Raw genomic sequence first — 19256 nt, 5'->3', positions numbered from 1 at the left:
TTGAATATCGGAGGTGAGCAAGCTGGCCCGGGACGGTTCCCCGTCCCGGGCCAGCCGGATCGCCTGCCCTGATGCAGGGAAATACGGGTAGTCCTTGTGCCTGGTTATGGCCTGGTCGGCGTCCCGCTTTCGAAGGAACGATGGTGGCGCCAGTCATGTCGAAAGCAACTGCCAGGAGGCATCATCATGCACGCCGGTCTTTACTTCAAAGGCTTCAAAGCGACCGGCCGCGCGGCCGTACCCGACGGCCCGGCGAGCTGTTCTTTGACGGCTGACCGTCCTTTCGAATCGACGGTGCTCCTGCCGTGAGACGCCGTATTGGGGATGGCGTTCCTGTTTCTTGCCGCACAGCCCTCTTTCATGCTTCCGGAGGCGCCGCAATTCGAGTGGGGGTTGATGTGCGGTGAACCGTCACGGCTCGGACATCGCCCGTGTCGAAGGCCGCAGAGTGGCGCTCCCCACCGGCCTCCAGGATATCCGTCTACCGAACGGGCAGCGCGTTCGCGCAGACCTGAACGTGCTGCTCATACGCCTTACCGATGAGGACGGCGCCCATGGCCACTCGATGCTCTGGGCTCAGCAGGAAGGGCAGCTGAGCCTGTTTGAATGCGGGCTCCGCCATCTCGCTCCCCACGTGCGCGGAAAGCGCCCGCAGGAAGGCGCCACCTTACAGCATTTGCTCCGCCGGCAGCTTGCTTTCGTTGGTTCGGAGGGAATTGCTGCATTCGCTCTCTCCGGCTTGGAGATGGCCGTTGAGGATCTTCGGTGCAGGCGTCAAGGCGTCAGTCTTGGACAGGCCTTCGGCAAGGCGTCTGATCGGATCCGGGCCTATCAAACGGGTTTGATGCTCGAAAGCTCGGAGGACGAACTCGTCGGGGAAGCGAAGGCCATCTACGCGAGCGGTATCAAAGCCGTGAAAATGATCGTCGGGAAACCGCGCCTCGCGGAGGATGCCGCACGAGTCAGGCTCGTCAAGGAGAGCCTGCCGTCCGATGCGACCCTCATGGTGGACGCGCTCCAGAGATGGGACTACCGCACGGCCCTCCAGGCCGTCGAGCACTTCGCGGAATTCGAGCTCGCGTGGGTGGAGGATCCGCTCGACCACCGCGACCTCGCAGGCTACCGACGCCTGGTCGCCAGGTCGCACGTCCCGATCGCGACCGGGGAGTCTCTGTACCGCGCGGACGACTTCCGCGCACTCATGGATGCGGGAGTGCCGTACATCGTCGGGGAGCTCGAGCGGGTCGGTGGTTTCCGGCCGTGGATGCGCCTGGCTGAGCTCGCGGCGAGTGCGTCCTCGGTGTTCCTGCCGCACATCTATCCGCATGTCTCGGCACAACTGGCGGCCGCCCTCGATCAGCGCGAGGTGTGGTGGGAGTACGTGCCGTGGTTCGACGGATTGGTCCAGCAGAAGTTCGACATCCACGACGGATACCTCACCGTCTCTGATCTCCCAGGCTCGGGCTTCGAGCCTCACCCGGAGGCGATCGAACGGTTCTCCCGATCGGACTGGATGAACCTCGCCGGGGACCACTAGCCACCCGATCCGACGCGCGGCAGCCGCAGGGGGGCCTGCTCTCGCCCGATCCTCCACTACGCGTTCCACCAGCAAGACCGATTTCTTACCGCGGAGAGCACGATGTCCCACCCTCCCCATGCCCAGTCCGGCGGCGCCGGTCTCAGTGACCGAATGGATCGCATTCCTGTTCTGACGCGGCAGCATCGCGTCTGGCTGGGCGTGCTCGCTGCTCTGCTCTTCTTCGACATGGCCGACCTCAACAGCTTCGCTCTGGTCGCCCCGGCGATCCGTGATCAATGGGACCTGACGTTGGGCGAGGTGGGATTGATCACCTCCGCGTCCTTCCTCGGCATGTTCTTCGGCTCGATCGTCGGCGGCAGAGTCGCGGACCGGCTGGGTCGCAAGCCCGTCATCATCGGGTCTGTCGCGATCTACTCGGCATTCTCGCTGGCCTCGGCATTCGCCACCGGCATCGTCGATCTGTCGATCTATCGGGTGATGGTCGGGTTCGGTGTACAGGCCATGACGGTCGTCCTCCTCACCTACATCTCCGAGATGTATCCGAAGCAGATCCGCGGGCGCATCCAAGCGCTTGTCCTCGCCGTCGGCCTCCTCGGGATCCCGGTGATGGCCGGCTTCGCGAGCTTCGCCGTCCCTCGTGATCCGTCCGGCTGGAAGTGGGTCTTCGTCCTCGGAGCCGCAGGCGTAGTGGCCGCGCTCATCGCCCTGCGCGTCCTTCCGGAGTCCGTGCGTTGGGCCGCGGCCAACGGGCGAAGTGCCGATGCCGAGGCACTCGTCACCCGGCTTGAGGAGGATGCGCGGCGCCGCACCGGCGAGGAACTGCCTCCGGTCGAACCGCGAGCGGTCCTCGTCAGCGGCTCTCCTCGCGAGCTCCTCCGCCAGCCGCTTCTCAAGCGCCTCCTGGTCCTGTCCACCTACATGGTGATCGCGACGTCGACCGGCTACGGCTTCAACGCCTGGCTGCCCACATTGCTGGTCGAGAACGGCTACAGCACGGCGCAGAGCCTTTCCTTCACCTCGACGATCGCCATCGCGGCCTGCCCAGGGGCGCTCCTCGCGACCCTGTTCATCGACAGGATCGAACGCCGGACCTCGCTGATGCTGATCAACGCCTCCTTCGGCGTGCTGCTGCTGGTGTTCGCCTTCGTCACCGACTACACGGTCCTGCTCATCGCCGGGATACTCCTCATCCTCGTGACCTATGCCGGAACCGCCTGCACCTACACCTATCTTCCGGAGGTCTTCCCGACCCGCCTTCGCGCCCTTGGCGCGGGCATCGGGAACGGCGCCGGTCGGATCGCGACAGTCGTGACCATGTTCGTCATCGCGTGGGCTCTCACAGAACTCGGCAGCGAGACGGTCTTCCTGGTCCTGGGAGGAGCAGCGTGCGTGGCCGCACTCGTCATCGGCCTTTTGGGCGAGCGCACCCGGAACCGCTCCTTGGAGACCATCTCGGAGACGGTTGCCGGAGTCGACGGCGCCCCGAACGTCGAGATGCGGGACAGGTAGCCCGGACATAGGCCTCGATGGACCCGCCGTGGGAGCTCCATCGTCAAGCACCTAAGGATCCGGCACTCGGCGATCGCCGAGTGCCGGATCTGCGCGTGTACGGGGTGCCCTGCCCGGAGCCCGTCGCGGGGCCGACCAGAAACGCCCCCCATGCGTTCCGCGGCGGATTGCGCGGCGACGCCGAAGGGGGGCCGGGGCTGGGCCGGACTATACCGACATGAGCCGGCGGAACCGGCTGCCGTGGAACACCAGCGGTGGCCTACCGGGTTCCGACCACAACTGGTGGATTTCGAGCAGCACGATCGAGTGGTCACCCGCGGGATGCTCCGCATACAGCGAGCAGTCCAGCCAGGCACTGGCGCCGGAGAGGAAGACTCCTCCCTCCCGTTCCGCCTCCCAGCTCACTCCCCCGAAGCGATCGCCGTCCTTGCGTGAGAGCCGCCGGCAGGCCTCTTCGTGCTCCTCCGCCAGGACGCTCAGCCCGAGCCTCGCCAGGCCCCGCAGCCGCGGCCAGGTCTCGGATGTGTCCTGCATGCACACGGACACGAGCGGCGGCCGTATCGAGACCGAGGTGAACGAGCTCGCCACCATCCCGACGGGTTCTCCATCGGATAAGCCGCAAATGGCGGTCACTCCGGACGGGAAGCATCCGAAGGCCTGCTTGAGCAGACGAACGTCGGCGTTCACCGGCTCCATTTCGATCATCTGAACACTCCTCGTGCACAGGGCCACGGCTGCGCCGCCCAGCGAATCGGGGTCGAGAGGACGACAAAGACGGCGTCGGGAGGCCCCGGCGCCGAGCGGGTCGAGTCCGGGAATACGCGAGAGCGATTGCGCCGCAAGCGCCGTCCAGACGAAACACGAACAGTCTGTGGGACGCCGTCACCGGCGGGAGAGGTGATATCCGATCTCGGCCCGTCGTCGGTCATCGCTCGGCGACCTCGCCGTCCCAGAGGTCGAGCAGCGCCCGCCTCCGTTCGGGCCGGTCGAGTCCCCGCAGGTCGGCGATTCCCCGGTCGGTGACGACGATGTCGACGTCGTGGGAGCCTGTTGTCACCGGTCGCGACAGACGGTTCACCAACGTGGAGCGGCCGTTGTGCGCAGAGGCGATGGCGATCAACGACAGGCCGCGGCCCCGCACTCCGGCGACGGCGAAGTCGGGGTGGCCGCCGATCATGCCGACCGCCGCGGGGCCCACGCCTTCGACGTTCACCTGCCCCTCCACATCGATTTCGAGCGCGGAGTTGAGCGCGATCAACGGCGGAAGGTCGGGTGACGAGAGCCGGCTTGTGTCGTGGATCGTCTCGACGGGATGCAGGATCGGCCGCGTGTCGGCCCATTCGTAGAGCCGACGCGTGCCGCTCAGGTAGGCGGCGACGGGCTCGCCCACGAGAAGGCCCTTCTCGTCGAGGTCGACGACGGGGTCCGGCAGCAGACCGGAGTCGATCCGTACCGGCACCTCGAGTGCCGACACCATCGCCTGCGCGAGCCGCCCCGGGCCGATCTGCACCCGGCTGTACTCCGGCACGAGCCGGGCGACCCGCGTGGCGATCGCCACGTCCGCGTCGGTCGGCGCCGGGGTGCCCACTTCTCCCGGCGTGTCGCCGGTCTCACCGATGACGGTGACCAGTTCGTCGGGCAGTGCGCGGCCGGCGTCAGCGCAGGGCGAGCCGGAGGAGACGACGGCCCCCACCGGCACACCGGCGTCTACGAGGCCGCGCAGATAGCCGACCTCCGTGCCGAAATGCAGTCCGTCCGGCCGCTGGACAACGGTCGCGATCAGCAGGTCCGGGCGGAGCGGCCCGCTCAGGAGCGCGGGCACGGCGGAGATACGGGCGGGTACGGCGTGCGCTTGGCCCGCCTCCACCATCGCGCGCGTGCCGGGGCCTCCTACGACGATGCGCACGTCGGCGAACGCGCTCGCGTCCAGGTCGGGGGCGGGCATAGGCAGCCAGCCGAGCACCAGCCGTACCGCCCTGCCCTCTGCGGCGCGGCTCAGCGGACCGTGCAGCACACGCGGGGTCCCCAAGCCGTCCGCGAGTGCGATCCGTGCCCCGGGCTTCACGAGGCGGGCCAATCGGTCGTCGAAGTCGGCCGTCATGGTCTGTGCTCCCCGGCCGCCGCGGGCAGTCCGGCCAGCTCCAGCAGGCGCTCGACGTGGTCGTCCGGGTGCCGCAGCAGCATGCGGCTGACTGTGGCCCGCTTCAGGAAGAGATGAGCGGGATGCTCCCATGTCATCCCGATGCCGCCATGCACCTGGACGTTATCGCCCGCCGCGCGTAGCGCGGCCTCCGAGCAGATGATGCCGGCGATGGCCGCGGCCTCGGCGCGCTCTTCGTCCAGGGAGCGGTCGGCCGCGTACGCGGCGTAGAGTGCGGCCGACCGGGCCGCTTCCACCTCAAGGAGGGCATCGGCCAACTTGTGCTTGACCGCTTGGAATGAACCGATGGAACGGCCGAACTGGGTTCGTTGGCGGGCATACTCCGCGGCCATGTCGAGACAGCGCTCAGCGACGCCGACCTGTTCGGCCGCGAGCAGGATCACCGCGGTGTCGAGAAGCGACGGGATCGGGGCCGCCCCGTCAAGCCCGAGCAGGGTGGCGGGGGCGGCGTCGAACGTCACCTGAGCGACCCGGCGAGTGGGGTCGACGGTCTCGACCGCCTCGGCCTTGACACCGCCGCCTCCGGATTCAACGAGGAACAGCGAGGTTCCGGCCGGCGTGATCGCGCTCGCCACGAACAGGTCCGCGGAGTGCCCGTCCAGCACCCAGTTCTTCGTGCCGGTGAGCCGCCAGCCGTTCGAGTCGGCCGCTGCCCGGGTGTACGGCACCGCGTCCCAGCCGCGCCCCGGCTCTCGAAGTGCGAGCGTTCCGGTGCGCCGGCCGGTCGCCAGCTCGGCGACCTCGTCGCCTGGCGATGTCAGGAGCAGTGCCTGCGTCGCGAGGGTGGTCGACAGCAGCGGCGCGCAGAGCAGGCTGCGGCCCGCCTCTTGGAGGACGACGCCGAGCTCGACCAGGCCGGCGTCGGCACCGCCGTACGCCTCGGGCACTGCCAGTGCGGGGAGCTCGAGCTCTCCGCAGAGCCGGCTCCACGCGTGCGGCGACCATCCGCGGTCGGTCTCCATGTCCTGCCGTACCGCATCCTCGGAGGCGACGTCGGCGAGGAAGGCACGCACGCTCTCGCGTAGGTCTTCGTGCTCGGGCTCGTAGCTGAACCGCATTACGGCCTGCCTCTCGAAGGTGTCATCGGGTCGGGATTCGCGCGGCGGCGGGATTCTCGGAACCGGCTCACCTGCCCGGTTGCGGCTCTCGGGGAAGGCCTAGGACGCGTTCGGCCAGGATGTTGCGCTGGATCTCCGACGTCCCCGCGTAGATCGTCCCGGCTCGCGCGTTCAGCGAGACTGTCCACCAGCTCCGTGACGAGGACGGGTCCGCACCGGGGTCGTCCGTTCGCAGTGGGCGCGTGGCCGCCTTCCCCGTCGGTGCCAGACCGTCGAGCCCCTGGATGTCCAGGGCCAGATCGGTGACTTCGCGGTGGTACTCGCTCCAGTACAGCTTGGAGATCGAGGAGGCGTGTCCCAGCTCGCCGCCGGCCATCACGTCCGACAGGATGCGAAAGCCCAGATACCGCATCACCTCCACTCGTGCGCGGGCCCGTCCGAGCCGCTGCCGGATCACCGGGTCCTGGTCCCTGCCCGTACGGCGGGCGAGCTCGAAGAGGCGGTCCAGCTCCGCCCGGAAGTAGATCGGGTTGGTCGCGGCCTCCTCTCCGCGCTCGAAGGTGAGCAGCATCGAGGCGACCTTCCATCCGTCACCCGGCTTGCCGACGATCATGTCGGCCGGGGTGCGGGCGCCGTCGAAGAACACCTCGCAGAAGTCCGTGCCGCCGGTGGCGTGCCGGATCGGGCGGACGTCGACGCCCGGCTGGTCCAGTGGAATCAACAGGAAGGACAGGCCGCTGTGCTTGCGCGCCGCCGAGTCGGTGCGGACCAGCGTGAAGATCCCGGTGGCCGTGTGCGCTCCAGATGTCCAGGTCTTCTGTCCGTCGACGACCCACTCCTCCCCCTCCAGGCGCGCCCGTGTGTTCACCGACGCCAGGTCGGACCCCGCGCCGGGCTCCGAGAAACCCTGGCACCAGCGTTGCTCGCCGGATAGCAGTGCGGGCAGGATCGTGCGCTTCTGCTCTTCCGTGCCGAAGCGCAGGAGCGTATTGCCGAGCATCTTCACGCCCGTCGCGTCCGCGGGCTGCTCCCCGAAGGGAAGGCCGGCCTTGGTAAGCTCCTCGACCAACGCCACCTGGTGGATCATGGTCAGGCCACGTCCTCCGTACTCCGCGGGCCAGGCCACTCCGAGCAGGCCGCGGCGGTACATCGTTCGGCGCCACGCACGGACGAAAGCCCGGGTTTCATCAGCGGAGGGAATGGCACCCGTCCCCTCCCAGCCGTCAGGCAACTCCTCCGCCAGCACGGCTCTCACTTCGGCCCGGAATTCCTGGACCTGCGGCGGATAGTCCAGATCCATCGTGGCACCTCCCTATATTTCAGCTACACGCAAGATCAGGAAGACGCCGGCGCTGCCCGGTGTGCCGGGCCGCGGTCACGCCGGGCCGCAGGGGGCCGAGCGATCACGCGAGGCTCGCTTAGCGGTGGCGCCAGAGCGGTTCTCGGCGCTCGGCGAAGGCTCGCGCGCCTTCGGCCGCGTCCCCTGACCAGAAAACGGTCTGGACCAGCTCTCGCTGGCGCAGCCAGAAGTCGTCGGCCGTCGCGCACTGGGAGCCGCGGAGCAGGTCCTTGCTCGCGGCCACTCCGAGCGGGGCGCAGCGCGCGATCAGCCTTGCCATCTTGAGCGCCTCGTCCAAGGCGGCCCCGGGAGGGGTCACCCGCGAGATGAGGCCGAAGTGGTGAGCCCGCTCGGCACTGATGGGCTCCCCCGTGAATGCCAGCTCAGCGATCAGCGGCTTGGGCAGTATGCCCGGTAGCCGGTACAGCGCACCACCGCTGGGGAACAGGCCGACCCGGGTTTCCGGCAGGCCCAAACGGGCGTCGGAGGCCGCGATCAGAAGGTCGGCGACGAGAGCCAATTCAAGGCCGCCTCCGAGCGCGACACCTTCGATGGCGGCGACCAGCGGCTTCTTGGTTCCTTCCCGGAGGAGCACTTGCGCGCCCTGCGGCTTTCCGACTCGGGCGAATTCCTTGAGGTCCATGCCCGAGCAGAACGCCCCACCGGCTCCGGTGAGCACTCCGACCCGGAGCGCATCGTCTTTGTCCAGGTCCTCGAAGACGGCACGCAGCCCCAGCGAGATATCTGAATTGATGGCGTTTTTTACGCTAGGCCGATTGAGCGTGATCACAAGGATGTTCTCGTCCAGCACCTCGGCCAGCACCGCGTCCGTCATCGGATGCTCACTCGCACGTCCGTGCGACGATCCGGCGTGTGACGACCTGGGCGATCGAGTCTTTCAGACCTCACATGCGTGGCGCTGCCCGGCTCACCGGCCATGCGCATTGCCGAAGCGACATCGAGGCACATCCGTCGCTTTCCTCCTTCTACCTGGATAGTGAAAGCGACTCGGCTGTCCCGGCCAATGGCGGAGCCATTGTGGATACGCCCGGCTCGGTATCGAGATCCCGGCAGGGGAAAATACTTTCCCCGGATACGTCAGACCCGTTTCGGAACGCCTGAGCCGCTCTCTGAATTGTGTCTCGGCAGGAGAACGAGTTCAACGGGACCCTTACTGCTAGTGGCGCCGCTACCCGCAAACGCCTGGCCCGCTTCAGGAGGTCGAGTTCATCGAGGGGCGAATCCTCCGGCGAGATGGACCCTCTCGTGCATCGAAGGCCTGGTCGTTGAAGGGAACGTGCAATATCTCAGCCCATATGCAGGATCGCCCTACCGTGACAACAGTCAGAACAAGACCGTCGGGGAACAGGAATTCCATGGAGATCGAGAGCGCGGCAGCTCTGCGGGTACACAACGTCAAGCTCATCGACGGTGTCAACCCGACAGCCGTGGCCGACGCCGTACTGGAGGCGGACGCAGGCGGCCGGATCACCTACGCCGGCCCGGCAAGCGACGCACCTCCGGCACCGCACGGCGTCCACACCATCGATGGCAGGGGCGGAACCCTCCTGCCGGGGTTCTTCGACTGCCACGTGCACCTCGGAATGCCTTCCAACCGGTCGGTGGTGGAAGAGGCGCTCATGACGAATCCCGTCATGCGCATGTTCCACTCGACCGAGCGACTGAAACGAACCCTCGAATCCGGCATCACCTCCGCACGTGATCTGGGAGCGCTGCCGGCGGGATTCCGCGACGCCGTCCGCGCCGGACTCATCACAGGCCCGCGACTGCAGGTCTCCGTCGGCATCATCAGCCACACCGGCGGACACGCCGACACCACGGTGCCCGGCGGCATGCACCTCGGCTTCGACTTCTGCGAACTCGCCGACGACGTGCGCGAGGTGCGCAAGGCGGCACGCCGGATGCTGCGCGCGGGTGCCGACCTCGTCAAAATCTGCACATCCGGCGGGATGACCAGCGCGGGGGACGACCCCGACGATGAAGACCTGCTCGACGAGGAGATCGCCGCGGTCGTCGACGAAGCACGCCGGCACCGCGGGCGCTGGGTAGCCGCACACGCCCAGGGCCGAGCCGGTGTCCTCGCCGCGATCCGCGGCGGAGTCCGCTCGGTCGAACACGGCTTCGGCATCGACCAGGAGGGATGCGATCTGCTCGGCGAGCGCGGCGCGTTCCTCGTGCCGACCCTGTCGGCCATCTTCATGCCGCTGGACCCGGCCAAGACTCCGCCATGGCGTTACGAGAAGAAGATGCGCTGGAATGAACGCACCAAGGAGAACATCGCCGCCGCCATCGAACGGAAGGTGAACATCGCCGCGGGCACCGACGCCGGCATCTCCGCCCACGGACAGAATCTCGCTGAGTTGTCCTACCTCGTGGAACTGGGCATGAGCCCGATGGAGGCGATCAAGGCCGCGACGGTGAACAGCGCGCGCCTGATGGGCGTGGACGACCGGCTGGGCACTCTCCGCCCGGGCATGCTCGCCGACCTCGTCATCTGCGCGGGCGACCCGCTGCGGGACATCGACGTCCTGTCGGCACCGGAGAACATCGTCCTGGTCGCACAGCAGGGGGTCATCCGCAAGTCACTGCTCCCAGCACCCGGCACCGGCGCTCCGCGATGACCGCCCCGCACCCCCACAGCTTTCCCGCCATCAGCCGACACGCACTTCTCGCTATCGTGCACCGCCCTTGGGAAGGACCCCATGACTGAAGAATTCGATACTGATGTCCTCATTGTCGGAGCCGGGCCCACCGGCCTGACGCTGGCCTGCGACATCGCCCGCCGCGGTATCGACCACCGCGTCGTCGAGCGCGATCCGGCGCCGAACCGCGCCACCAGGGCCAAGACCATCCAGCCCCGTTCTCTCGAAGTGCTCGACGACCTCGGCGCCGTCGACCACGTCCTGCAGCGCGGCGTCGCGTACCTCGACATGAGATTCCACGAAGCCGACGGCGCAATCGTAGACCGGCCGTCGATCTCGGTCCGAGCGAACGACTCGTACCATACGCCGTACCCCGACCCCTTGTGGATCGGCCAGTTCGAGATCGAGCACGCGTTGCGGCATCGACACGGCGAACTCGGGGGAAAGGTCGAGTTCGGCACCGAGGTGGTGGGCATCGAGCAGGATGACGCCGGCGTCACCGTCACCCTGCTGACGCAGGAGGGCGAGCAGACCGTGCGCGCCCGCTTCGTCGTGGGAGCGGACGGCGGCAAGAGCACCACCCGGAAGCTCATCGGGCTTCCCCTGGTCGGCGAGACCTACGGGTGGCAGCGCTGGTATCTCGGCGACGTCACCGTGCCGGACCTCGACCGCGCCTACATGCACATCTGGCCGTCCGAACGAGGATTCCTCGGCCTCACCCCGCTCGGCGATGAACTGTGGCAGTTCCAGAGTCCGATCCTTCCCGACGACGAGCCGGAAACCCCGTCGCCGGCGTTCTACCAGCGGCTGTTCGACGAACGCGCCGGCGCGGCCAAGGTGGTGCTGACCAGCGCCTCGTGGCTGTCGGTGTACCAGATCCAGGCCCGGATGGCGCAGGAGTACCGCAAGGGCCGCGTCCTCCTCGCCGGGGACGCCGCCCACGTGCACTCCGCCGCCGGGGGCCAGGGCATGAACACCGGCATTCAGGACGCCTACAATCTCGGTTGGAAACTCGACAGTGTCCTCTCGGGCGCCTACATGAGCCTGCTGGACACCTACGGCACCGAACGCGTCCCGGTCGCCCGCACCGTCCTGGAAATGAGCTCGGACAAGATGAACAAGGCCCTCGAGCAGGCGGGCAGCGGCAGCGAACAGGGGCTGGGCCCGGCACTCAAGAACATCGGCGAGGGTTCGCTGAACAGCGGACTGGGAATCCGCTACCGGGACAGTCCCATGGTCTACCACCGCGGCGAGGAGACCGTTTCCGGCCCCGTGGCCGGCGACAGGGCGCCGAACGCGGGCGGGCTGGAAGGCGCGGGCTTCAGCGGCGACCTGTTCGACCTGCTGCGGGGCCCGCACTGGTCCCTGGTCGCCTACGACCACACCGACCCCGTCATCTTCGATAACGCCAAACCCACCCATATGCATGTGCACCGCATCGGGTCCACTCCGGACAGTAAAATCTTCGACGCCAAGGGCGAGTTCAAGCGGATCTACCAGCCCTACCCCGGCGAGATCATCCTGATCAGGACAGACGGCCATATCATCGCCCGCGCTTCCGCCGGTCAGGAAATGGATATCATCAACCATTTGGCCCCGTTCCGGTCGATCGGCAATCAGGTCAGGCCCTACTAGGGCCGCCGCCTACGACATCTCAGGTCTCCGCGGCCCCTGCGGTCTCCACCACCCGACTCCCGACTCCAGGGAGTGCCTCTTCACCAACTCCACCGCCCGGCCGCGCGCCGGGCGGTCTCCAGAAGGGCGACCGAACGACCATGACCACGCCCGACTCCCCCATGCCCCGGTTCCACCTGGCCATGCCGGTCGACGACATCCCCGCAGCGCGCCACTTCTACGGGGAGGTGCTCGGCCTGGAACAAGGCCGCAGTGCGGACACCTGGGTGGACTGGAACCTGCATGGCCACCAGTTCGTCACGCACCTGTCACCGGCCTCCTCGCAGCGGATTCACAACCCGGTCGACGGCCATGACGTGCCGGTGCCGCACTTCGGCCTCATCCTCACGGTCCCGCAGTTCCAGGCACTGGCCGACAGGCTGCGTGCGGCGGGTACGGCATTCGTCATCGAGCCCTACGTGCGCTTCCCCGGGAAGCCTGGCGAGCAGTGGACGATGTTCCTGCTCGACCCGGCGGGCAACGCCCTGGAGTTCAAGGCGTTCACCGACGACTCCCAGGTCTTCGCCACCTGACGCGGTGCCGTACCCCGACGAGCCCCAGAAGCGGTAGGGGCACCGATCCCGGCCTGGCCGCGAGCAGCGCGTTTCGCCTCTCGCAGCCAGGCCGGAGGCATGCGGAGGTGTCCTCGCTCGCGAGTCGCCAATGGCCCCGGCGCTGTGTGTCATCGCGCCGGGGCCATCGCCTGTCGAGAGGGCGAGTACCACCCGCAGGTGAGGATCAAAGGTGAGGGGATGCCGGCTGCGGACCCGGCATCCCCTCGGTCTCAGGCGGCTCCCAGCAGCGTCGACGCAGCCCGCATCGAGGCCGGGGGCTCCGGATGGTGGTAGAGGGCCGCGGCGTTCCCGTAGCAGATCTTCTTGATGGTCTCGGTCGGGAGGGCCTCCAGTTCCGAGCGGAAGAGCGCCTGGCTGTCGGGCCACGAGCTGTCCGTGTGCGGGAAGTCGACCTCCAGCATCATGCGGTCCTCGCTGATGATGTCCAGTCGGCGGAACGCCGACGGATCCTCGATCGAGGTGAACCAGAAGTTCCGGTGCAGGACGTCGACGGGGTGCGTCTTCACACCGGCCCAGAAGTCCGGCTCCGCCTCCCGCTGGCGGTACGCCCTGTGGAGGCGCTCGACCACCATCGGCACCCATGAGATCCCGGCCTCCGACAGCACGATGCGGATGTCGGGGTACCGCTGCGCTATGCCGGAGAAGATCCAGTCGACGACCGTCTCGATCCCGTTGAGCGGGAACAGCGCCACCTGCGCCGGCACGGGCGAGTCGGGCGACGGGCAGCTGATCCGGCCCGACGAACCGATGTGGAGGTTGATCGACGTTTCGGTCTCCGCGCAGGCGCGCCAGAACGGTTCCCAATGGTCGGAGTGGACACTCGGATACCCCAGGGCTGCGGGGTTCTCCGTGAAGCTCACCGCGTGCACGCTCCGCTTGGCGTTGCGGTAGATCTCCTTTGCGGCCAGTTCAGGGTCCGCGAGGTAGGTGAGCTGGCAGGGGATGAGCCGATCGGGATGCGAGCCGGCCCATTCCTCCACCACCCAGTCGTTGTAGGCCTGCACGCAGGCGTACGCCGTCTCCTGGTCGGGAATGCGCGACAGCGACGTGCCGGCGAACCCCCAGGTGATCGAGGGGAAGCAGAGCGAGGCCCACACCCCGACCAGGTCCATGTCCTTGACCCTGGCATCGGTGTCGTACACCGATCGCCGGTAGTCCTCCCTGCGCATCCTCGTCGACCGCCACTCGCTGATGGGCCGGTTCGCGGCGCCGTCCATGCCGGTGAAGAAGAAGCGCTTGTCGCCGATCAGCCATGCCGGCCGGCCGTCGATCTCGACCAGCTTCGGCGCGTTGTCGCGCAGCTTGGCCGGCACCCGGTCGAACAGGGTCGGGGGCTCGAACGCGTGGTCGTCGACCGAGATCACCGGGCACCAGACCTCGCGCGGCTCCGGCTCGGGTAGGAACGTCAGCTCGTGATCGGCCCCGATTCTGAAGACATCGGATTCTGAGAGGGAATCAATATCGCTTGGCATCGTTTGACCTCCGTACCTTATGCCGCGATGCAGCCTCTGGGTGAACCTCGTGGGGGTGCGCCGATCGCCGGATCGGCACGTGGGAACCAGCGGATGCCCGGGTGTTCGGATCGCTCACAGGAGCGGCAGTTGCTTCGTCTCGGTGTAGGCGAGGAGCCCTTCGATCCCGCATTCACGTCCGATGCCGCTCTGCCGGAAACCGCCGAAGGGCGCGTCGAAGCTGCCGCCCTGTCCGTTGACGAGCAGCAGGCCGGCCTTCAGCTGCTTCGCCACGCCGACCGCCCGCTCGGAGTCGCTGCTCCACACGCCCGCGGCGAGTCCGTAGTCGGAGTCGTTGGCGATGGCGATGGCGGCGGCGTCATCGTCGTAGGGGATGACCCCGACGACCGGACCGAAGATCTCCTCCCGGGCGATGCGCATCGAGTTGTCGACGTCGACGAAGACGGTCGGCTCGACGTACCATCCCGTGTCCAGGCCGGCCGGGCGTCCACCGCCGACGGCGATCCTCGCTCCCTCGCTTCGCCCGATGCCGATATAGCCTTCCACTCTTTCCCTCTGGCGCTCGGACACCATCGGGCCGATCTCGGTCGTCGAGTCGGTCGGGTCGCCCACCTTCATCGACGACACCATGTCGCACAGGGCGTCGGTGAACTCTTGCCGCCGCGACCGCGGCACAAGAATCCGTGTCTGGTTGGTGCAGGTCTGTCCGCTGTTCCGGAAGGCGTAGTCGCGGAGGCCTTCCATGGTGAGCTCGACATCCGCGTCGTCCAGAATGAGCGCAGCCGATTTGCCGCCCAGCTCCAGTGTGCAGCGTCGCAGGTCTCGGCCGCAGATCTCCGCGATCCGGCGGCCCGCCTGGGTCGAGCCGGTGAACGCCACCCGGTCGACGCCGGGGTGGCTGACGAGGTGCTCGCCCGCCTCGCGGTCGGCGGGAACCACGTTGAGCACCCCGGGCGGAAGGCCGGCTTCGTCGAAGATCTCCGCCAGGACCAGTCCGTCGATCGCCGTCTCGGGCGATGGCTTCGCCACGACGGTGCAGCCGGCGACAAGTGCCGGAGCGATCTTCATCAGCAGGAGGGCCTGCGGGTAGTTCCACGGCGCGATGGCGGCGACGACGCCCGACGGGTCGTGGACCACCAGAGCGGGCAGGCTGAGCCCCTTGCGTGCCTGTTCGACCTCGAATTGCTTCCCGAGCTGGATGAAATACGTGAGGACGTGCTGCGCGATGGGGCCCTGGGCCTTCTGGGAGAAGGTGATCGGACTCCCCATCTCCGCGGTGATGAGGTCGGCGAGCTCTGCGGCGCGCGCCGCATAGAGCTCGCTCGCCCGCTCCAGGTAGCGGATCCGCTCGGCGACCGGAAGACCGGACCAGGCCCCCTCGTCGAAGGTACGGCGGGCCGCCGCCACGGCACGATCCATGTCGGCGGCGGTGCCGTCCGGGGCGCACCCGATGGGCTGCAAGGACGCCGGGGACACGACATCGCGCAGAGGCCCTGTGGACTTGACCCACTCGCCGTCGATGTAGACCGCCTCGCGCCGGCGATCTCCGGATTCAGAACGTCGTGATGACACTTCGGATGACCTCACCAGAAAGCATCGCCTTCATGGCGACGTTGATCTCGTCCAGACGGACCTGCTGAGAAACGAGCCCCCCGGTGTCGAGGCGGCCGCTCTCGATCATGTCGATGAAGAGCTGGAAATGGCGCCGGATCTGAGCCGAACCGGCTACACAGCCCTTCACGATCTTCTCGTTCGCCTGCAGGTCGAACGCGGGAACACGGAACTCGCCGTCCATCGGTCCGTAACCGACGAGCACCAGCATCCCGCCCTTGTTGATCATGCGGAATGTGGAGGAGACGATCTCCGGTGTGCCGACGACGTCGAACGCGTAGTCGACACCCTTGCCGCGGAGCAGCTCCTTCACCTGCTCTTCCGCGGGCGCGGTGGTCGGATCGACGACATCCGTGGCCCCGTGCCTGCGGGCGATCTGTCGCTTGGACTCGACCGGATCGACCGCGATGATCCGAGCGGCACCCGCGACGGCGGCACCCTGGATGACCGATTGGCCGACGCCCCCACATCCGACCACGGCGACGGTCGAACCGGGTTGCACACGCGCGGTGAACAGTGCGGCGCCGACGCCTGTGGTCATACCGCAGCCGAGCAGGGCCAGGTGGGCATCGGGAAGATCCGAGTCGACGCGGACCACCGATGCCTCATCGCACGTCAAGATGTCGCTGAACGTGCCGATCCCGCTCATGGCGATGGCACTCGAACCGTCCTGCCGGGTCGCACGTGGCGCCTGCAGGAATGCGCCGAGCGCGTCGCACAGATGAGAGCGATCACTCACGCAGTACGAACAAGTGCCACATGCCGGGCGGAAGGACGCGATCACCCGGTCGCCGACGGCTACCCGGGTCACCTGGCTCCCGACCTCAAGGACCGTTCCAGCGCCCTCGTGGCCGCCGATCATCGGCCCCGAGACCATGCCGGCGAACAGGCCGTTGCGAACCGAGAGATCGGTGTGGCAGATGCCGCTCGCCCCCACGGAGACGACGACGTCACGCGGACCGGGGGGCAGCGGCTCAAGCGATTCGACCGCGAGGTCCTGCCCGAACCCCACGAGCACGGCGGAACGCATGTCAGTGGTCTCCGTTAAATCGAAGGGGCAGGTAATCGACACCCATCATCTGGCCCATCATCAGGCGGGGCAGGTGCCGTGGGGCTCCCACCAGCTCCAGGGGCGGGCGCGCGGCCAGGGCCTCAAGGAGGATCCGGATCTCAGCGCGCGCCAGAGTGGCTCCGACGCAGTAGTGGGCGCCGATGCCGAACGCGAGGTGCTGCCGGGCGTTCGCCCGGTCCGGGTTGAAGGTCTCGGCATCCGCGAACTGCTCGGGGTCGCGGTTGGCGGCGCCGTACAGCAGCACCAACCGCTCCCCTTCCTCCAACGGGGTGTCGTGGAGCGTCGTCGGCGTCGTCACGGTCCGGAACATGGTGTGCACCGGCGGGAACAGGCGCAGCCCCTCCTCCACGAACCCCTCGATCGAGGCGGAGTCCGACCGCATCCGGGTCTGGAGCTCGGGATGTGTCACCAGGTGGTGGACGAGGCTCGCGATGCTCCGTGCCGTCGTCTCGAATCCCGCGAAGACGAAGCTCCGAATGATGTTGAGCAGTTCGTCCTCGGCGAGCGGCCGGCCGTCGAAGTCCAGCTGGACCAGGGTGCTGAGGTAGTCGTCGCGAGGCTGGGCCCGGCGCTCGTCGAGGTGCGTCTTCGCGAGAGCATCGAGCTCCTTCATCGCCTCGATCATCGCCGGTGTCCCGGCGTGTTCAAGAACCACCCTCGCGAATGCCTGCAGCTGCTCGTTCGCGGACTCCCCGAGCCCCAGCAGGTGGCCCACGGCGCGGACCGGGATCTGCACGGCGACACGCTCGACGAAGTCGATGTCGGCGCCCTCCGCGAATGCGTCGAGGACGCGCTCGGTCAGGTCACGCAGATACGGCTCGATGCCGCGGACCCGAGGTGCGCTGAGCACTTCCAGGAACAGCTTGCGGTACGCGGTGTGAACGGCGCCGTCGAACTCGATGGGAATACTGGGAGCCCGACCGGCATGAGCCGGGTGCATAACACCCTCGGCAGAGGAGAACCTCTTGCCGTCCTTTTCGACTTCGACGACATCGGCATGCCGCGTGACGAGCGCGAAACCGTTGTGCGCCGAGGTCTTCGCGACCGGGCAGCCCGCGAGAAGGCGGCTGTAAACCCCGTTCAAAACCTCATTATTGAGTGCTGCGTCGTGGTGGTCGAAGTCGACGGCGAGGCGATCGGCTTCCGTACCGCCGCGAATTTCCGTGTCGGCCTTGTCTTTCAATGTGGTACCCCTGACCTGTGTCAGTCGATTGCGCACAGCCTCCCTATGAGCGGTAAAAGCGTCAAGGCGCCATGGGTGGTGGCATCAGTGCCCGCTTCCGCACCGGGAGGATCGTTACAGTGAACAGCAGTAGATAAATCTCATGAGATGTTTCAATAGTCGCCGCCCGCCCTCGCCGCGCGCTTTGTCTTCGGCGCTCACGCCCCTCCACCGGCGCGTTGGTCGAACCGCAGCCCGAGATACTCCGACGCGATTCGCACACGCTGGATATTGGGCGTGCCCCCGGCGAGCGCCCAGCCGTGCGCGTCACGATGCAGCCGTTCCACCTCGTATTCCTCTGAGTAGCCGTAGCCCCCGTGCACCTGGATCGAAAGATCGGAGACCACCTTGGCCATCTCGTTCGCGGTGCACTTCGCGATGGATGCGGCCAGCGGGCCGGGAGCTCCGCGGCCCGCTTGCTCCGCCGCAGCGTAGATCAGCAGCCGGGCCCCCTCGACCCGCATCACCATGTCGGCGATCGCCCCCTGGACGAGCTGGAAGTCCGCGATCCGACGGCCGAACTGCTCGCGCTCACCAACGTGCCGGGCCGCACGGTCCAATGCGGACTGGCCGACGGCGAGCGACATCGTCGCGTTGCCCAACCGCTCGATCGAGAACGCGGTGAACAGCTTCGAGAACCCGCCGGCCGGGACGATCAGGTTGTCGAGCGGCACTCGTACGTCGGTGAGGAAGATGTCGGCCGAGCAGACCCCTCGAAAGCCCATGAGCTGCTCCTGCGGGCCGAAGGTCAGGCCAGGGGTGTCGCCGTCGACGACGACGGCACCGATTCCCTTCGCGCCCGGCCGGTCGTCCAGCCGCAGATAGACCAGGTACTGCTCAGAGTGTCCCGCGCCGGAACACCACCGCTTGACGCCGTTGATCACGATCTCGTTCCCGTCGACACGCCCTCGTGTGGACATGTCGGTCGCGGCTGTGCCGGCGTCGGGCTCCGAGATCGACACCGCGAGTGTCTTCTCCCCCGCCACGATCGGCGGTAGCAGGCGGTCTTTCTGCTCCTCGGTGCCGAACAGCTCGATCACCCGGGCCGGGCCGGTGCACGCCTCGAACACCGGCCAGGCTGCGACGGGCGACGCCTTGGCCAGCTCTTCCAGCACGATGAGCGCGTCCAGCAGCGGCCGTTCCTCACCCCCGTACTGCTTCGGCATGGTGATGCCCAGCAGACCGAGTTCGGCGAGCTTCTTCCGCTCCGATGTCGGTAGCGGTGTACGGCTGCGGTCCCATTCCCGCGCGTGCGGGGCGAATCGTTCGGCGGCCAGCTTCTCGACCATCTCGCGCAGGGCGCGCTGATCAGGGTCGAGCTGAGTGAGGATGTCCTTCGTCATAGCGCTCCACGTGCTTA

Annotated in this window: 16 protein-coding genes; 6 read left to right on the top strand and 10 right to left on the bottom strand. The window is 67.6% G+C overall.

Translation table 11 applies throughout. The annotated features are described in order from the left end of the window. Positions 1–403 precede the first annotated feature (403 nt). Both BLQ73_RS13565 and BLQ73_RS13560 read left to right on the top strand, forming a co-directional pair. Positions 404–1537, top strand: coding sequence for a mandelate racemase/muconate lactonizing enzyme family protein (locus BLQ73_RS13565; RefSeq protein WP_093170797.1), 1134 nt, complete (start codon positions 404–406; stop codon positions 1535–1537). Between the two features lie 153 nt (positions 1538–1690). Next, positions 1691–3049, top strand: a complete 1359-nt coding sequence (locus BLQ73_RS13560) for an MFS transporter (RefSeq protein WP_093170925.1) — start codon at positions 1691–1693, stop codon at positions 3047–3049. A 207-nt stretch (positions 3050–3256) separates the two neighbouring features. Here the strand turns inward: BLQ73_RS13560 and BLQ73_RS13555 are convergent, their stop codons facing one another. The 5 genes from BLQ73_RS13555 to BLQ73_RS13535 form a co-directional block, all read right to left on the bottom strand. Further along, positions 3257–3754 (bottom strand): flavin reductase family protein, encoded by a 498-nt coding sequence (locus BLQ73_RS13555; RefSeq protein WP_093170796.1) that lies wholly within the window; start codon positions 3752–3754, stop codon positions 3257–3259. A gap of 220 nt (positions 3755–3974) precedes the next feature. After that, positions 3975–5150, bottom strand: coding sequence for an acetyl-CoA hydrolase/transferase C-terminal domain-containing protein (locus BLQ73_RS13550; protein WP_093170795.1), 1176 nt, complete (start codon positions 5148–5150; stop codon positions 3975–3977). After that, complete coding sequence (locus BLQ73_RS13545; protein ID WP_093170794.1) at positions 5147–6268, bottom strand: acyl-CoA dehydrogenase family protein; 1122 nt, start codon at positions 6266–6268, stop codon at positions 5147–5149. The genes BLQ73_RS13550 and BLQ73_RS13545 overlap by 4 nt, the downstream gene beginning before the upstream one ends. Before the next feature lie 67 nt (positions 6269–6335). Further along, a complete protein-coding gene (locus BLQ73_RS13540; RefSeq protein WP_093170793.1) occupies positions 6336–7568 on the bottom strand; it encodes an acyl-CoA dehydrogenase family protein in 1233 nt (410 codons plus the stop codon). A 118-nt stretch (positions 7569–7686) separates the two neighbouring features. Then, the gene (locus BLQ73_RS13535) at positions 7687–8442 is read right to left on the bottom strand and encodes an enoyl-CoA hydratase-related protein (RefSeq protein ID WP_093170792.1); all 756 of its coding nucleotides are present in this window, start codon (positions 8440–8442) and stop codon (positions 7687–7689) included. A gap of 541 nt (positions 8443–8983) precedes the next feature. On the opposite strand from BLQ73_RS13535, the gene BLQ73_RS13530 reads away from it, so the two are divergent. From BLQ73_RS13530 to BLQ73_RS13520, 3 genes are all read left to right on the top strand, one after another. Next, positions 8984–10249, top strand: coding sequence for a metal-dependent hydrolase family protein (locus tag BLQ73_RS13530; protein ID WP_176955422.1), 1266 nt, complete (start codon positions 8984–8986; stop codon positions 10247–10249). A gap of 81 nt (positions 10250–10330) precedes the next feature. After that, positions 10331–11905, top strand: coding sequence for an FAD-dependent monooxygenase (locus tag BLQ73_RS13525; protein ID WP_093170791.1), 1575 nt, complete (start codon positions 10331–10333; stop codon positions 11903–11905). Between the two features lie 140 nt (positions 11906–12045). Then, on the top strand, positions 12046–12477 hold the full coding sequence (locus tag BLQ73_RS13520) for a VOC family protein (protein WP_093170790.1): 432 nt from the start codon (positions 12046–12048) through the stop codon (positions 12475–12477). A 251-nt stretch (positions 12478–12728) separates the two neighbouring features. Here BLQ73_RS13520 and BLQ73_RS13515 read toward each other — a convergent pair whose 3' ends face one another. From BLQ73_RS13515 to BLQ73_RS13500, 4 genes are all read right to left on the bottom strand, one after another. After that, positions 12729–13991, bottom strand: coding sequence for an amidohydrolase family protein (locus BLQ73_RS13515; protein WP_093170789.1), 1263 nt, complete (start codon positions 13989–13991; stop codon positions 12729–12731). Positions 13992–14105: 114 nt separating this feature from the next. Beyond that, positions 14106–15563: an aldehyde dehydrogenase gene (locus BLQ73_RS13510; RefSeq protein ID WP_093170788.1), complete on the bottom strand. Its 1458-nt coding sequence runs from the start codon at positions 15561–15563 to the stop codon at positions 14106–14108. Continuing rightward, positions 15544–16632, bottom strand: coding sequence for a zinc-binding dehydrogenase (locus BLQ73_RS13505; protein WP_093170787.1), 1089 nt, complete (start codon positions 16630–16632; stop codon positions 15544–15546). The genes BLQ73_RS13510 and BLQ73_RS13505 overlap by 20 nt, the downstream gene beginning before the upstream one ends. A 1-nt stretch (position 16633) precedes the next feature. Continuing rightward, positions 16634–17614: a cytochrome P450 gene (locus BLQ73_RS13500; RefSeq protein WP_143020250.1), complete on the bottom strand. Its 981-nt coding sequence runs from the start codon at positions 17612–17614 to the stop codon at positions 16634–16636. Here BLQ73_RS13500 and BLQ73_RS31295 point away from each other — a divergent pair. Then, positions 17600–17980 (top strand): hypothetical protein, encoded by a 381-nt coding sequence (locus BLQ73_RS31295; RefSeq protein ID WP_143020249.1) that lies wholly within the window; start codon positions 17600–17602, stop codon positions 17978–17980. The genes BLQ73_RS13500 and BLQ73_RS31295 overlap by 15 nt on opposite strands. Before the next feature lie 74 nt (positions 17981–18054). Here BLQ73_RS31295 and BLQ73_RS13495 read toward each other — a convergent pair whose 3' ends face one another. Then, entirely contained in the window at positions 18055–19239 is a 1185-nt protein-coding gene (locus BLQ73_RS13495; protein ID WP_093170785.1) for an acyl-CoA dehydrogenase family protein, read from the bottom strand. Positions 19240–19256: the final 17 nt, after the last annotated feature.

It is taken from the genome of Sinosporangium album, assembly GCF_900100605.1.
Classification (GTDB): Bacteria; Actinomycetota; Actinomycetes; order Streptosporangiales; family Streptosporangiaceae; genus Sinosporangium; species Sinosporangium album.
This window is presented reverse-complemented; position numbering and strand designations above follow the sequence as displayed.